The sequence below is a fragment of the Robertmurraya mesotrionivorans genome (assembly GCF_050971805.1).
Lineage (GTDB): Bacteria > Bacillota > Bacilli > Bacillales > Cytobacillaceae > Robertmurraya_A.
The window spans coordinates 98,531-113,681 of record NZ_JBPCCH010000005.1; the positions used below are offsets into that span (position 1 = coordinate 98,531).

The window sequence follows — 15,151 nt, forward strand, 5'->3', positions numbered from 1 at the left end:
AATGGTTATGGATAACTTGTACAATCAGACATACATGAAACAGGCTTGCGAACAGCTTCAAGGAACGATTGAATGTGACTTTGTCGGTCTAGCCTTTCAAGAGAGCAAAGGACCTAATATTGGCTGGAAAATTGCTTCCGGGAATAGCAATGATAAATATGAGAGAATCACCCTACGGTATGGAAAAGGAATTGCCGGTAGAGTGATATCTACCGGAAGACCAATGGAGATTAAGTATTTTCCTCAGAATATCCTAGGAAAAGCATTGGAGTACCCCATCCTGTTAGCAGAAAAACTGCTTTATGCGTACGCTGTACCTATTCTCATCAATGGCATACCTAAAGGTGTGTTGCTAGTGGGGTTTAGATCGGAAACTTGCATCAGTGACGATGAAAAAAAGTTAGTTGAAAAGACTGCAGCGGATATAAAAAAATTTCTATCATTGGAAAAAATGTAAAATAATTATAGAGGGAGGCTATAGAGTTGAAGGATCAATCGAGGATCATCAACGCAAATCATCACTCACCTAATCCTCTTAACGAATTATCCGAAGAGTTACAAAAATCTGTTCAAGAATTAAAGGATTTCAAATTTGCCCTAGATGCATCATCTATTGTAGCTATTACAGATGCGAAAGGGCGAATTACGTATGTAAATGATAAGTTCTCTCAGATCTCTAAGTACTCAAGGGAAGAACTGATCGGATCGGATCATCGAATTATTAATTCAAGCTTTCATCCAAAGGCATTCTTCAAAGACCTATGGATGACCATATCATCTGGACAAGTATGGAATGGTGAAATAAAAAATCGTGCAAAAGATGGTACATATTATTGGGTAAATACAACCATTGTTCCGTTTTTGGATTCAAATGGAAAACCGTATCAGTATTTAGCAATTCGTCATGAGGTCACAGAAAGAAAAAAAGTAGAAGAAGAGCTACAAAGTATGATGACAAAAATCATCGAGGTACAAGAAGACGAAAGAAAAAGGCTTTCAAGAAATCTTCATGATGGGATCGGACAAAATCTGTATAGTCATTTAATTTCAATTAATATTTTACAATCGCAACTAAAGCATCCGTTACTTGATATGCTCCAAAAAGAAGCAACGGAATTAATTGAAGAAGTCAGAAGAATATCCCAGGAATTAAGACCGTCTGTTCTCGATGATCTTGGTCTTTTGCCTGCGATCCGTTCATATTTAACCCGTTTTTCAGAGAATTATCAGATTGATGTTCAATTTGATTGCTTTTTACAACAGCGGCTTTCATCAAACAAGGAAATTACTATTTATCGTATTCTTCAGGAAGCATTAATTAATATTCAAAAATATGCAAATGCGGAGCAAGTTTCGATTATTATTCGAGAGATGGATCAAGAGGTTCGTGTGATCATCGAAGATAATGGTCAAGGGTTCGACCCCTCAAACATTACAAGGGGAGTAGGACTATTTAGTATGGAGGAACGTGCTCGTGCGGTAAAGGGGGAAGTTCATATTCATTCCTCTCCTGGTAAAGGGACAAAGATTGTTTTAGAAATTCCGTTATAAAAAGATTGACAAATTTAAGGAAAATAACATAAAATTAGTATATAATTTTATAATATCTCCTAAAGGGGAGTAGCTTTTACAGCAAAGTCGTCACTTCAGAGGAAACTCTCGGCTTTGTTGGCAACACACATTACTTGTTGTTAGCAAGACCTTTACCATTTGGTAAAGGTCTTTATTTATGGTCTTTACCTCCAAGGTAAGGACCATTTTTATTTTATTGATAATAGGATAAGGATAAGGGTAACTAAAAAATATTGAGGGGATTGGGAAACCATGATTTTGAGAAAGTATATGTCATTATTAGGAATTGGATCAGCTACGATAGACTTAAAGCTAGATCATACAAAATTTCAACCAGGGGAGTGTGTCACAGGACATTTTCATATTCAAGGAGGAACGATTGAGCAGCAGTTAAGAAGAATTGAATGTGATTTAGTAATGAAAAATGAAGAGGAAAACCAAGAGGTAATCATTGAAAGCTCAACGATTTACACTACACAAATGATTGAATCACAGGAACAAAATCAATTAAATTTTCGATTTACCTTACCAGATAAACTTGAAAAATCGTCATCAACTATCAAGTATCGATTTATAACTAAGATGATATTTGATGCAGGGGTTAAGAGTGAGGATCAAGATCTAATTCATATCCAGTAAAAGGTTAAGGAAGGGGAATCGAGCATGAAAAAAGCTTGGAGAAGAGTAGCATTTGTCGTTAAATTTTGGAGATTCTTACCCTTCATAAAAGAGTTTTATTTTGCACGAGACGTATCACTAAAACATAAGGCCTGGCCAATAGCTCTTATTATTGGTTATCTCTATTTGCCAATTGATGTGATACCAGATATATTTGCCATTTTTGGGTTTACGGATGATTTATTATTTACAACTTTCATCTTACAAAGACTAGTCAAAACGGCTCCCCCATGGTTAAAAGAAAAATACGATATAAATGATAAAAAATTCATCTAAAATGAAATCCCCAACAACAGTTGGGGATTTGCTACATTTATAGGAACCAACCCTTCATTTTAAACCAAATATACATACCTCCCCCAATGATAAGCATAATGAGAAGTATAAGAAAGTATCCATATTCCCACCGGAGTTCTGGCATGTGTTCAAAATTCATTCCGTAAATACCTGCTATAAAGGTAAGGGGCATGAAAATGGTTGTAATCACTGTAAGTACCTTCATTACTCGATTGGTTTGGTGGGAGTTATATGAAATATAACTATCGCGTATATCAGCAGTGATTTCGCGGTTTGCATCAATCATTTCAGATAATTTCAGCAGGTGGTCATATATATCAGCAAAATACTCTTTTTTTCCTTGAATGGTTTCTAGTCGGTGCGAGTTTAACATTCGGTAGAGAAGGTCTCTCATAGGAATAATCGTATGTCGCAGGCTTAATAAATGGTGTCTCGTCTCAAACAATTGATCAAGCAATTTTTCCATTGATACATGATTTGAATTGTCTTCTATGTCATTTAAAGTATCTTCGATTTCATATAAAAACGGGAAATAATTGTCAACAATCTTATCGAGCACGTAGTAGAACACTAAGTATGGATTCCAGTCTTTGATCTTGCGAGAATGAATTAAACGCTCCCATACTTGATCAATCTCTGGGGACGGTAAATGGTGATAGGTGACAATAAATTGCTTTTCAACAAAAAAATTAATTTCTTCCTTTTCCAGGCTCCCCTCACCTAAGCGATGGGTAACGTAAAAGGTGTGCTGATCATAATAGTCCAGTTTAGGACGTTGAAGCTTATTAATGCAATCTTCTATAGCGAGGGGATGAAATTGCAAAGGCTCCTGTAAATAAATCGTTTCTTCCTCACTTGGCTGATGGAAATCAATCCAATACCAAATCCATTCATTAGGATTAAATTGACGGAAACTAATGTCTTTTATGGTAAAATCTTTTGTAATGCCAATCATACGAATCATAGGAATCTCCTGTTACAATAGGTATCTATAGATTATCGAAATACATTCAATTTGGCAATTTTTATCTAATAAGGCGGAGTGGACGAAATGAAAAGTTACGTTAATGTTATGGAAGAAATAGTAATCGCCTTAGTCACCATGTGTATGGTTGGACCTGAGTACCAAATATTTTGTAAATGTGACAAATGTCGAAATGATATCATCGCACTTAGTTTAAACAGCCTTCCTAGTCACTATGTAACAACAGAAGAAGGTAGAAAAATGGTTTATGAAACACTTAACACAATAGATAATAGAAAATGGATTAATAAAAAAATTATTTCAGCCATTCACGTTGTCGGAAAGTACCCGAAACACTAAAAATGGGTATTTGTAGTCAACTAAGAAATTAAAACGTTTGTTTTTTGGACACGAAAATAACGAAGTTCTGTAACACCTTTCTTAAGTTGTAAATGATACAATTAGAAAAAACATTGAGGGGTTTTGAACATGAGTGAGATGACGCAATTAGTGCGGCTCTTGAATGAAATCAATATAAATGTAAACTCAAAATTAGATTCTATTGAATCAAGACTTGCAACGCTTGAGAAAGTGAACAGCATTGAGCATCGTGTAGCTGTTAATCAAATTGATATTGGTGATATTAAGGAATTATTACAGAAGATTGAGGAACATCCCTTTGAAAAAGTGACCGTCGCCATAGAGGATACTTTTTCAAAAATGCAGGCTAGTTATCAAAAAAACTTTGATAATATATCGAAAAGATTGGACACACAATTGTTGAAGATCGCGAAAACGGAGGAAGAAATGCTTCTCCTGAAGGAATCACTAACAGAGTAAAAGAAGCGCAGCAATAAATTGCGCTTCTTTCTTTGTTATAAGGATGGTTTTAAAATTACTCCTTTGTTTTTAAGTGTGGAAGAAATTAATTTTGCCATTTCAACGGCTTTATTCCCATCACCATGTAAGCAAATAGAGTCTGCCTGTAAGGGGATCTCGTTCCCCGTAAGGGTTTTTACCCGCTTTTCAAGAACTAGCTGAAGCACTTGGTGGATGGAAGTATTTTCGTCGCTAATGACGGCACCTTCCATATGTCTTGGAGCAAGTGTTCCGTTTTCCATATAGGCTCGGTCCGCAAACACCTCATTTACGGTTTTAAGACCTAGTTTCCTTCCTGCTTCAATTAATTTACTTCCGCTTAACCCATATAAATATAAATTAGGATTCACTCGATAAACAGCTTCTGCAACAGCTTCAGAGAGTGCTTCATCCTCAGCGCATAAATTATATAAAGCTCCATGAGGTTTAACATGTTGTAATAATCCACCCTCTGATTTGACAAATGCTTCTAATGCCCCGATTTGATATATAACATCATGATAGGCATCCTTAGGAGAAATGTGTATATTTCTCCGGCCAAACCCTCTTAAATCAGCTAAACCAGGGTGCGCACCTATAGATACCCCGTTGGATAAGGCCATTAAAACAGCTTCTCTCATAGTAATCGGGTCGCCTGCATGAAAACCGCAAGCGATGTTAGCCGAAGTGATATATTTCATCATTTCTTGGTCATTTCCAAGCTTATAAACACCAAAGCTTTCGCCTAAATCACAATTCAGATCAACCTCCATGTTGAATCACTCCTTTTAATCCTTCTTTAATGATTGCCTTTTGCACCCGCATAAGATGATTCATCCTACCAAATAATTTTTGAGATTCTTGTAAGGTGATTTCCTCAAAATTTACAATTTCTCCTGGTTTTTTTTGTGCCAGATAGGGGAGGTCTACGGATGCGATTTGTGCTATTTTCGGATACCCTCCAGTTGTTTGTCTATCTGATAGAAGGATGATGGGATGCCCATTTGGAGGAACTTGAACAGATCCATGTGCCACTCCTTCAGTAACAAGCTCCTGTTTTGTTTGTAATTGAAGGGGAGGTCCATTTAATCGGATTCCCATTCGATTTGAATCTTTATTGATTTGAAAGTCTGATGTGATAAACGCTTGATGGCTACTGTTTGTAAAGAGGTCGTATTGCTTTCCTTTTGTAAATCGTACTTTTCTATTTTCCGTCACATGGTTATGTAATTCAGGGGAGAGCTTCCATTGTATACGTTGTAATAAATAACTTGATGAGATCAATATTTGATCTTTAGCTTTTAAGGGCCTCCCATAGTGGCCTCCAATTTGTGACCTGATATCAGTACTTCTACTCCCAAATTTAGAAGGAGTATGGATACCTCCACTTACAGCAAGATACGCCCGACTACCGTTACGAATGCCAGAAAATGAGAGAACATCTCCTTTTAACACCTGGAGCGTTCTTCCGTTGTCTATTTTAATACCATTTAATGTAGGGGAAAGGTCTGCTCCACATATCGAAATGACTGCCGAACATTGGAACAGTAGAGTAGGCCCAATAAGGGTGATTTCAATCGTAGCTTCGTTATCTTTATTTCCCACAAGCCAATTAGCAAGCCGATGAGAGTGAAGATCTAGCGCACCTGAAGTGCCAATCCCCATAACTTGATAGTGGGTACGACCTAGATCTTGAATGGTTGTGAGGAGACCAGGCTTAAGGACAGTTATACTCATGAGATTCCTCCAGTTGGTAATACTGATTAGCTGTTATCGGGTAAAAACGGATTGTATCGCCTGGTGCAAATAGTGTGGGCTCCTTCTTTTCAGGATAGTAAATACGAATCGGTGTTTGACCGATTATTTTCCAGCCACCAGGACTATCGGTCGGGTAGATTCCCGTTTGTTCACCAGCAATACCAACTGATCCAGCTTTCACAAGTGTTCTTGGATTTTCTTTTCTAGGGGTAGCGATTGATTTAGGCAGTCCTCTTAAAAAAGGGAATCCTGGTGAAAAGCCGAGAAAGCTAACTTGATAGATTTGCTTTGTATGAAAATGAATCACTTCTTCCTCAGTTAGTTGGTGAACTTGTGCAACCTCTGTTAAATCCAAAGAAAAAGGAGGCTCATAGCATACTGGGATAAGAAAACAATTTCCATGTCTGGTGTCCGTTTTTAAACCTTTTCGCAGAATTTCTTGGATGATAATTTTCATGTGCTGATATGGATAATCCGATTTTATGAAAGAAGGCTCATAGTGAAGCGTTAAGGTTGTATACGCAGGAACTAAAGCAATCATTCCTGGTACTGACCGTTTTGAGAGTAAATGATACGCAGAGTGGACGAATTCATTTGCTCTATCACTTAACCCTGTTGCTTGGTATTCAATCATTAGTGCAGCATCACCTAAAGGAGTAATTGAAAAATCCATTGAATCACCTATTCTTTTAGTCATTACTTTTATTGTAGTAGAAAAATAGGGAAAAAAACACAAAAAAGTGTTTAGCTTGTTAGGCTAAACACTTTCTAGCAATTATCTTAAAACATTGAAGTAACGGGCTTCTGGATGTGAAAATACCATTGCTGTAACAGAAGCTTCAGGCTCCATCATAAAACCTTCTGTTAATTGAATGCCTATTTCCTCAGGTTTCAGAAGCGAGAATAGTCTTGTTTGATCTTCAAGATCTGGACAAGCTGGGTATCCAAAGGAGAAGCGTTGACCAGTATATTTAGCCGAGAATCGATCCTTCATCGTCATACTAACTGGATCTGGGAATCCCCACTGGTCACGCATGAGTCGATGAATGAATTCTGCAAATCCTTCAGCAGTCTCTAACGCTAAAGCTTGAAGAGCATGATTTTCTAAAAACTTTCCAGCCTTTTTTAATTCTTCAGCAGCCTGTCGAATCCCTGTTCCTGCAGTTACTGCAAAGAAACCGACATAATCCATTTCACCAGAGTCAACTGTTTTAACATAATCTGCTAAGCACAAATATGGTTCTGATTCCTGACGAGGGAACGTAAAGGTTTCAATAATTTCTGAATGATTTTCAGGATTATAGATATAGATACTCTCATCTTTTGATTGAGCAGGATAAAACTGATAGACTGCTTGGGGTTTTATCCAACCCTTTTGTTTTGCATCTGCTTTGAGCTCATCAACTACATTTTTTACTTTCCACGCTTTTTCATCTTGAGCTGCTAATAGTTTTTCGATCGTTCCTTTTACCCCTAAATGATGACCAATAAGCATTTGTTCATTAATATATGGCTCAATATGGGCAAGGGAGTACTGCCGTAAAACATGTCGTTTCACGTCCTTTGGAACTTGAACGATAAAATCTTGTTTTGTTTTTGAGCGAACCTTAACGGCTGTAGCTGTAGCTGTTGAAGTACTTGTGTCGGTGCTTGTACTAGCTAAACGCTCTTGTTTTTCTGCATGCTCGATCTCTAGCTTTCTCAGCTCTTCTTCATCTTGAAGCTGGTTGGCAAGACTTAACCCATTCATTGCATCTTTAGCGTACAATACTAAACCATTGTACTCCTTAGAAATTTTTGTGTCAGTAAATTTTCTAGATAAAGCTGCACCACCAACTAAAATTGGAATATTAATTCCTGCTTGCTTCATGTCTTGAGCAGTCAGAACCATTTGCTGAGCGGACTTTACTAGTAACCCTGATAATCCAACAATGTCGGGATTTTCCTTTTTTATTGATTCGATTAATGTAGTTGGGGTTACCTTTATACCTAAGTCAACTACATCATATCCATTATTGCTTAAGATAATATCCACCAAGTTTTTACCGATATCATGAACATCGCCTTTTACAGTAGCTAGAATTACTTTTCCTTTTGATGCTGATGTATCTCCTGCTTCCATATGTGGTTCTAAGAAGGAAACGGAGGCTTTCATTACTTCAGCACTCTGAAGTACCTCTGCTACAATCAATTGATTATCATTAAATAGGCGACCTACTTCCTTCATACCATCCATTAATGGACCATTAATGATATCTAGTGGGGCAGGGTAGGTTGATAAAGCAAGCTCTAAGTCAGGGAGTAACCCTTCTTTTGTCCCCTCAACGATATAGTAAGCAAGTCGCTCCTCTAACGTCATATCCGGTAGTGTGCTTTTGGCTTCTTTTTTCTTTTCTCGGTAAAAATCTGTGAAAACTGCAAGTGTCTCATCGGTAGTATGGAAAAGAAGGTCTTCAGCCAATTTTACTTCCTCAGGTGGAATACTTGCAAAACGTTCGAGTTTTTCTGTATTTACAATCGCGTAATCCAATCCAGCAACCGTACAGTGATAAAGAAATACAGAGTTCAACACTTCACGTCCGACAGGTGGAAGACCAAAGGATACATTACTAATCCCCAATATCGTTTGAGTTTCAGGCATCTGCTCCTTGATCATTCGAATTCCATCAACTGTTGCTTTTGCCGAACCAATGTATTGTTCATCTCCAGTACCAACAGGGAAGACAAGTGGATCAAAAATAATATCCTGAGGAGGAACACCATATTTGTTTACTAGTAGATCATAAGATCGTTTCGCAACTTCTAGCTTTTTCTCGGCAGTTACACCCATTCCTTTTTCGTCAATGGTCCCAACAACAATTGCGGCGCCATATTGGTGAACAAGTTTGGAAACCGATTCAAATTTTTCTTCGCCATCTTCAAGATTAATTGAGTTAATAATGGCCTTTCCTTGAGAATAACTAAGTGCCTTTTCTAGAACTTTGTCATCAGTTGAATCGATAACCAAAGGAACCTTTACTTTTTTAACAACTTCCTGAATAAAGTTCTCCATGTCAACAATTTCGTCACGGTCAGGATCTGCTAAGCAGATGTCGATAACGTGAGCTCCGTTTTTCACTTGAGCACGCGCAATTTCTGAAGCTTCCTCAATTTTTCCTTCGCAAATCAATCTTTTAAACTTTCTTGACCCGATTACATTTGTACGTTCCCCAACCATGATTGGTCGTAGAGTTGGATCATCGTATACGAATGGCTCAATGCCTGACACCATGTGGGCATGGTTTTCAATTCGTTGACGGGGCTTGTATTTCTTCATCTCATCAGAAATGGCTTTAATATGTTCAGGAGTTGTACCACAGCAACCACCAACAATATTAATCCAGCCTTCTGCAGCGAAGTTACCAAGCTTTTTTGCTAGCAAATCAGGTGTTTCATGATAATGACCTTCTTCATCCGGTAAACCCGCATTAGGATAACAACTGATTGCAGAGTTTGATAGGGACGAAAGGGAACGAATATGATCCTGCATGAACTCAGGCCCTGTTGCACAATTTAGTCCAACTGCTATAGGGTTCATATGTTGAATGGATATATAAAAGGCTTCAATGGATTGACCGGCAAGCGTTGTTCCCATCGGTTCGATCGTCCCTGAAATCATAATAGGGAGCTTGCGGTTACGAAGGTCAAAGGCTCTTTGGATTCCTAAAAATCCAGCTTTTACATTTAGCAAGTCCTGACTAGTTTCAAGAAGTAGTAAATCTACATCACCATCTAGAAGACCGAGTACCTGCTCCTCATATGTTTCAACTAAAGCAGAAAAGGTTGTTCCACCTGTTACACTTAATGTTTTGGTTGTTGGGCCAAGGGAACCTGCGACAAAGCGTGGCCACTCAGGCGTAGATATTTGATCCCTTGCCTTACTTGCTAGCTTGGCAGCGACCACATTAATTTCATACGCCTTAGAGCCTAAATCGTATTCATCCAATACTAGACTAGTTGCACCGAATGTATTTGTTTCTATAATATCGGCTCCAGCACGTAAGTACTCCAGGTGAATTTTTTCAATCACATCAGGGGCAGTGAGGTTTAAGATTTCATTACAACCCTCATACTCCTCTCCACCAAAATCTTTAGCTGTTAATGCTTCTTGTTGGAGCATCGTACCCATCGCACCATCCATGATGAGAATTCGTTTATTTAGTTGTTCATTTAACGATGCTGTTTGCATTCAGCTTCCTCCTTAACACTTGGCTGTTTATTGTATTTGTATAGGTAGCGAGCTGTGCGGTCATTTCATAGCGCATAAAAGGAGTAATTAAATAAATTCCATTAAACAATTCAGAAGCTGCGTCAATCAATGACTTTGTAATAGCGATTCCTTCTTTAGCTGACTGAACAGGATCATCTTTTAAAGAAGCCATTAGCTCTCTAATAGAATCAGAAATTTTTATTCCAGGTACCTCGTTATGAAGAAACTCCGCATTTTTACTCGATGTTAGTGGCATTAACCCAATGTAAATAGGTTGGGTGATATGCCTAGTTGCATGGTAGATCTCTAGCAGTTTTTCCTCTGAATACACAGGTTGGGTAATAAAGTAATCTGCTCCATACTTTGCTTTCTTTTCCATCCGTAAAACAGCTTTATCTATATATTTTACATTTGGATTAAATGCGGCAGCAACCGAAAATACGCCTTTTTCCCCTAAGTCCTTGCCAGTAGGGGACAGACCTTCATTAAACTGCTTAATCATGCTAATGAGTTCGAATGAAGAAACATCATATACCGATGACGCGCCAGGGAAATCACCGACACGGGCAGGATCGCCTGTAATAGCTAAAATATCATGTAATCCCAGGGTATGAAGTCCCATTAGATGAGATTGAAGACCAATAATATTTCGATCACGACAAGTAATGTGAACAAGTGGTCGTAAGCCGATATTTGTTTTTGTCAATTGAGCCAAGCTAGTATTACAAATTCTTGGAGACGCTAGTGAATTATCAGCTAATGTAATTGCATCAACACCGGCTTCCTTAAGCGCTTGTGCTCCTTCAAAAAATTTCTTTGTGTTCAGCTTTCGAGGCGGGTCCAATTCAACAATGACTGATGATCTCTCTTTAACAATTTCCTGTAGAGGACGTTCCGTACGTTTTGGTTGTACAGTTTTCACTTGAACTACTTCTTTTTTTACTTCAACTTGCTTTTCCGTCACTGGCGAAGTTCCTTTTAGCTCTGAAGCAAACGCCTCAATATGGGCTGGAGTCGTGCCACAGCATCCTCCTAAAAGACGAACACCTTGAGCTCTGAATTCCTGTGCACTTTTTCGGAAATAATCCGCATCTCCTTCATAATGGAATTTTCCATCAGTGTACGTAGGAAGACTAGCATTTGGGTACGCGGATAAAAGCGCCGTTTTAGGTAATTCAACTTGTTCCAAGCTTTCAAGCATATGATGGGGACCAAGTCGACAGTTCACACCCACCACATCAGCACCAAGACTCTCTAAACGTAAGAGAGCTTCATTAATCGGCGTTCGGTTTTGCATAATGCCAGGGACCTGCATGGAAACTTGAGCAATAATCGGTAAATTGGTTTCCTTTCTCGCGATGGAAAGGACTGATTCGATTTCATCTAAATCGTAGTAAGTTTCAAGTAACAGGCCATCAATATCTTCAAGCAATAAGTAATGTAGTTGCTGTGAAAAGCTTTGGACAATTTCCTCTAAAGAAAACGAGTTGGGGCGGATGCCACGGTTACCACCAATGGTTCCTACAACAAAGCTTTTATTTGTAATAGCTTGTTTCGCAATTTTTACGGCAGCACGATTAATTTTTTCTACAGAATCTTCAAGACCGTATCTTTGTAGCTTTAAGGAGTTGGCAGCATACGTGTTCGTTTGAATAACATCCGCTCCAGCTCGTAGATAGGTCTTATGGATGTTTAAAATATCATCCGGATGCGACAAGTTTAACTCTTCAAAACAACTATCCGTTCCATAAGAGTAGAGAAGGGTACCCATTGCACCATCACCAATGACAATGTCTTTTTTCAGTTTATCTAAAAGGCTCATCTGACTTTCTCTCCTTGGCTCTTCGCGGCTATCGTTTCAAGGGCAGCCGTGAAGTCTTTAATGATATCATCTGGATGTTCTAGGCCAACAGAAAGGCGAAGGAGACTTTGGCTGATTCCTCTTTTTAAACGTTGTTCAATCGGCATTGCCGCATGTGACATTTTCGCTGGGTAAGAGAGGATCGATTCAACAGCTCCTAAACTAACAGCAAATACAGGGATCTCTGTTAATTCAACAAATTGTTTTACCGCTTCTTCACTTTCAAGCTCGAACGAAAGAACGGCACCGGCACCTTCTGATTGTTCTTTTTGTATTTCGTACTGTGGATGATCAGTAAGTCCAGGGTAGTACACTTTTTTCACAGATGGATGGTTCTGTAGAAAGTGTGCTATTTTTAGGGCAGAATTCATTGAGAAGTCCATCCGAACCGATAAGGTCTTCATTCCTCGTAACACTAACCAAGCATCTTGAACGCCTAACACAGCGCCAAAAGAGTTTTGTAAAAATCCAATCTGTTTAGCAAGGTCAGGATCGTTTACAACTATCGCACCAGCAACTACATCACTATGACCAGAAAGAAACTTCGTGGCACTATGAAGCACTACATCCGCACCAAGAAGTAATGGCTTTTGTAGAGCAGGTGTTAAAAATGTATTGTCAACAAAAGTTAAAGCTCCAACACTTTTTGCAATGTCACTGATGGCTCGAATATCCGTCACCTTTAAAAGCGGATTGGAAGGAGTTTCTACATAGAAAACCTTCGTATTCGGACGAATAGCTTGTTTTACAGCTGTAAGGTCCGTCATATCAACAAATGTGTGTTCGATTCCAAAACGCGAAAGGACTTCCGTCACCATTCTGTAGGTCCCACCATACACGTCTTCCGTAATCACTACATGGTCTCCTTGAGAGAGAAGGAGAAACGCAGTCGAAATGGCTGCCATACCTGATGAAAAGGCATATCCGTTTGTGCCTTCCTCAAGATTTGCAATGACTGTTTCAAAAGCTTCACGAGTTGGATTCGCGCTTCGTCCATAGTCGTATTTTCCAAACTCATCCACGCTGTGTTGATGAAAGGTGGATGCATGTTGAATAGGAACGGAAACAGCACCGTTAGTAGGATCAAATTTATGTTCATTATGAAGTAGTTTTGTTTCAAATGAGAAATTGTGTTCTTTTGTCATTTTTATGCCTCCGAACTTAAACGAGTAAGAGCTTGGTCAATATCTTTAATTAAATCCTCCACGTCTTCAATACCAACAGAGAAACGAAGCAGGCGATTACAAACGCCAATTGAAAAACGAATTTCTTCCGGAATATCCGCATGTGTCTGTGTAGCTGGGTATGTAATGAAGCTTTCTACACCCCCAAGACTTTCTGCAAACGTAATAAGGTTAAGATTTTGTAAGAATGAATTAACCCACTCTTCTTTTTTAATTCGGAAGGAAAGCATGCCGCCACGGCCTGGGTAAAGAACATCTACTACATTTTCATGATTCTTTAAGAAGCTTGCAAGCTCTCTTGCATTTTTTTCATGCTGTTTCATTCTAAGTGCTAAAGTCTTCATCCCGCGAATAAGAAGCCAAGAGTCAAACGGACTTAAAACAGCTCCAATAGAGTTGTGGTGGAATCCAAGCTGTTCACAAACCTCTTTTCCTTTCCCGACGATCAAGCCAGCTAGCACATCATTATGTCCACCTAAGTATTTGGTAGCACTATGAATGACAATATCAGCTCCAAGCTCAATCGGTCTTTGAAGTAATGGAGTGTAAAACGTATTGTCGACAATTAATAAAATATTATATTTTTTCGCTAGTTCAGCAACCGCTTGAATATCCGTTTCTTCCATTAGAGGATTGGTTGGTGTTTCAATGAAAATGGCTTTCGTTTTTTCAGTAATGGCCTGTTCGATAATGCTCACATCATGAGTTTGTACATACGTACTCGAAAGTCCCCATTTTTTAAATCCTTGCTCTAGAATTCGATAGGTTCCACCGTATAAATCTCTTGAAACGATCCATTCATCGCCAGATTCAAAGAGTGCAAGAATGGTAGTGATTGCAGCCATTCCAGAACTACAGGCAAATCCTTGATCACCGCCTTCTAAATCAGCAATTGCCGCCTCTACAAGCTTTCTTGTTGGATTACCTGTGCGAATATAATCAAAGCCAGTTGATTGGCCAATTCCTTCGTGTCGATAAGCTGTCGAAAAGTAAACAGGTGGGTTTACTGTCCCAGTTTGAGTTTCACTTCTGTTCCCGATCTGCGCTACCTTTGTTTCGTTTTTGTACATTTTAGTCTCTCCCAACATCCAAATAATAAAAAAAAGTCTTCTCTCTAAGAAGAAGACTTTGTTATCAACATGAGCCATTCTTCTTATCTTCCAAGTAAAATACTTGCTGGAATTAGCACCTTTTCAAAAAATTGATGGTTGCTGAGGCTTCATAGGGCCAGACCCTCGACCTCTCTTGATAAGAAATCAAAACATTTAATTTTTTCTAACTTTACTACAGTAAATCGCTAAGTGTCAATCTTTTTTACAAATTAACGACAATTTTGTTCACAATTTCCTAAAAATTACTATATGAATATTCAGAACATTTAATATATAATGAGTTTGAGAACAAAAAGTGGAGGGAAATTCATGCAAACGAAAAGCAGATGTCATCATCGGTATATGTTGAGTGAAGACGCCTTTTTTGTTACCGAAGATGGAATTGAATTGTTTATTTCAGGTGAGAGTGTTCAAGGTTATCCTGTAGGTGGTCACGTGGATTTTCCTCTTGAAATGAGAGAAATGAATGAATTAGCTCAAAAGGAGAAACGACTCTCCAGTCACCCCCCGCAACAACTTTACTTAAATATGATCGATCAGTTATAGACGGGGAAACCCGTCTTGTTTATTTTCGTACGATATATAAAACCACCGGCACATGGGAACCGGTGGTTGTGT

15 protein-coding genes and 1 riboswitch are annotated in these 15,151 nt (G+C 38.6%); of the genes, 7 read left to right on the forward strand and 8 right to left on the reverse strand.

Features of this window, described 5'->3' with window-relative positions; all coding sequences use genetic code 11:
* The first annotated feature begins 1 nt into the window (after window position 1).
* The 4 genes from ACRX5O_RS10825 to ACRX5O_RS10840 all read left to right on the forward strand — a co-directional run bounded on the left by ACRX5O_RS10825 (window position 2) and on the right by ACRX5O_RS10840 (window position 2,526).
* A complete protein-coding gene (locus ACRX5O_RS10825; protein ID WP_433905965.1) occupies window positions 2-457 on the forward strand; it encodes a GAF domain-containing protein in 456 nt (151 codons plus the stop codon).
* A 26-nt stretch (window positions 458-483) separates the two neighbouring features.
* Window positions 484-1,551 carry a PAS domain-containing sensor histidine kinase gene (locus ACRX5O_RS10830; RefSeq protein WP_433905966.1) on the forward strand — a complete coding sequence of 356 codons (1,068 nt, stop codon included), beginning with the start codon at window positions 484-486 and terminating at the stop codon, window positions 1,549-1,551.
* A gap of 273 nt (window positions 1,552-1,824) precedes the next feature.
* A complete protein-coding gene (locus ACRX5O_RS10835) occupies window positions 1,825-2,211 on the forward strand; it encodes a sporulation protein (protein WP_433905967.1) in 387 nt (128 codons plus the stop codon).
* A 24-nt stretch (window positions 2,212-2,235) separates the two neighbouring features.
* Window positions 2,236-2,526 carry a YkvA family protein gene (locus ACRX5O_RS10840; RefSeq protein WP_433905968.1) on the forward strand — a complete coding sequence of 97 codons (291 nt, stop codon included), beginning with the start codon at window positions 2,236-2,238 and terminating at the stop codon, window positions 2,524-2,526.
* A gap of 37 nt (window positions 2,527-2,563) precedes the next feature.
* Here the strand turns inward: ACRX5O_RS10840 and corA are convergent, their stop codons facing one another.
* On the reverse strand, window positions 2,564-3,511 hold the full coding sequence (corA, locus tag ACRX5O_RS10845; RefSeq protein ID WP_433905969.1) for a magnesium/cobalt transporter CorA: 948 nt from the start codon (window positions 3,509-3,511) through the stop codon (window positions 2,564-2,566).
* Window positions 3,512-3,598: 87 nt separating this feature from the next.
* Here corA and ACRX5O_RS10850 point away from each other — a divergent pair, with 87 nt between their 5' ends.
* Both ACRX5O_RS10850 and ACRX5O_RS10855 read left to right on the forward strand, forming a co-directional pair.
* Window positions 3,599-3,871, forward strand: coding sequence for a late competence development ComFB family protein (locus ACRX5O_RS10850; protein ID WP_433905970.1), 273 nt, complete (start codon window positions 3,599-3,601; stop codon window positions 3,869-3,871).
* Between the two features lie 129 nt (window positions 3,872-4,000).
* The gene (locus ACRX5O_RS10855; RefSeq protein WP_433905971.1) at window positions 4,001-4,351 is read left to right on the forward strand and encodes a hypothetical protein; all 351 of its coding nucleotides are present in this window, start codon (window positions 4,001-4,003) and stop codon (window positions 4,349-4,351) included.
* Window positions 4,352-4,386: 35 nt separating this feature from the next.
* Here ACRX5O_RS10855 and ACRX5O_RS10860 read toward each other — a convergent pair whose 3' ends face one another.
* From ACRX5O_RS10860 to ACRX5O_RS10890, 7 genes are all read right to left on the reverse strand, one after another.
* Complete coding sequence (locus ACRX5O_RS10860) at window positions 4,387-5,142, reverse strand: LamB/YcsF family protein (protein ID WP_433905972.1); 756 nt, start codon at window positions 5,140-5,142, stop codon at window positions 4,387-4,389.
* Window positions 5,132-6,106: a 5-oxoprolinase subunit C family protein gene (locus ACRX5O_RS10865; protein WP_433905973.1), complete on the reverse strand. Its 975-nt coding sequence runs from the start codon at window positions 6,104-6,106 to the stop codon at window positions 5,132-5,134. Before ACRX5O_RS10865 ends, ACRX5O_RS10860 begins: the two co-directional genes overlap by 11 nt.
* Window positions 6,087-6,800: a 5-oxoprolinase subunit PxpB gene (pxpB, locus tag ACRX5O_RS10870; RefSeq protein WP_433905974.1), complete on the reverse strand. Its 714-nt coding sequence runs from the start codon at window positions 6,798-6,800 to the stop codon at window positions 6,087-6,089. Before pxpB ends, ACRX5O_RS10865 begins: the two co-directional genes overlap by 20 nt.
* A gap of 102 nt (window positions 6,801-6,902) precedes the next feature.
* The gene (gene metH, locus ACRX5O_RS10875; protein WP_433905975.1) at window positions 6,903-10,355 is read right to left on the reverse strand and encodes a methionine synthase; all 3,453 of its coding nucleotides are present in this window, start codon (window positions 10,353-10,355) and stop codon (window positions 6,903-6,905) included.
* On the reverse strand, window positions 10,333-12,198 hold the full coding sequence (locus ACRX5O_RS10880; RefSeq protein ID WP_433905976.1) for a bifunctional homocysteine S-methyltransferase/methylenetetrahydrofolate reductase: 1,866 nt from the start codon (window positions 12,196-12,198) through the stop codon (window positions 10,333-10,335). Before ACRX5O_RS10880 ends, metH begins: the two co-directional genes overlap by 23 nt.
* Window positions 12,195-13,382 (reverse strand): cystathionine beta-lyase, encoded by a 1,188-nt coding sequence (metC, locus tag ACRX5O_RS10885; protein WP_433905977.1) that lies wholly within the window; start codon window positions 13,380-13,382, stop codon window positions 12,195-12,197. Before metC ends, ACRX5O_RS10880 begins: the two co-directional genes overlap by 4 nt.
* Before the next feature lie 2 nt (window positions 13,383-13,384).
* Window positions 13,385-14,491 carry a methionine biosynthesis PLP-dependent protein gene (locus ACRX5O_RS10890; RefSeq protein WP_391558047.1) on the reverse strand — a complete coding sequence of 369 codons (1,107 nt, stop codon included), beginning with the start codon at window positions 14,489-14,491 and terminating at the stop codon, window positions 13,385-13,387.
* 80 nt (window positions 14,492-14,571) lie between these two features.
* Window positions 14,572-14,676, reverse strand: a riboswitch (SAM riboswitch).
* A 166-nt stretch (window positions 14,677-14,842) separates the two neighbouring features.
* Between ACRX5O_RS10890 and ACRX5O_RS10895 the strand changes: the two genes are divergently transcribed.
* Window positions 14,843-15,079: a hypothetical protein gene (locus ACRX5O_RS10895; protein WP_433905978.1), complete on the forward strand. Its 237-nt coding sequence runs from the start codon at window positions 14,843-14,845 to the stop codon at window positions 15,077-15,079.
* The last annotated feature ends 72 nt before the right edge of the window (window positions 15,080-15,151 follow it).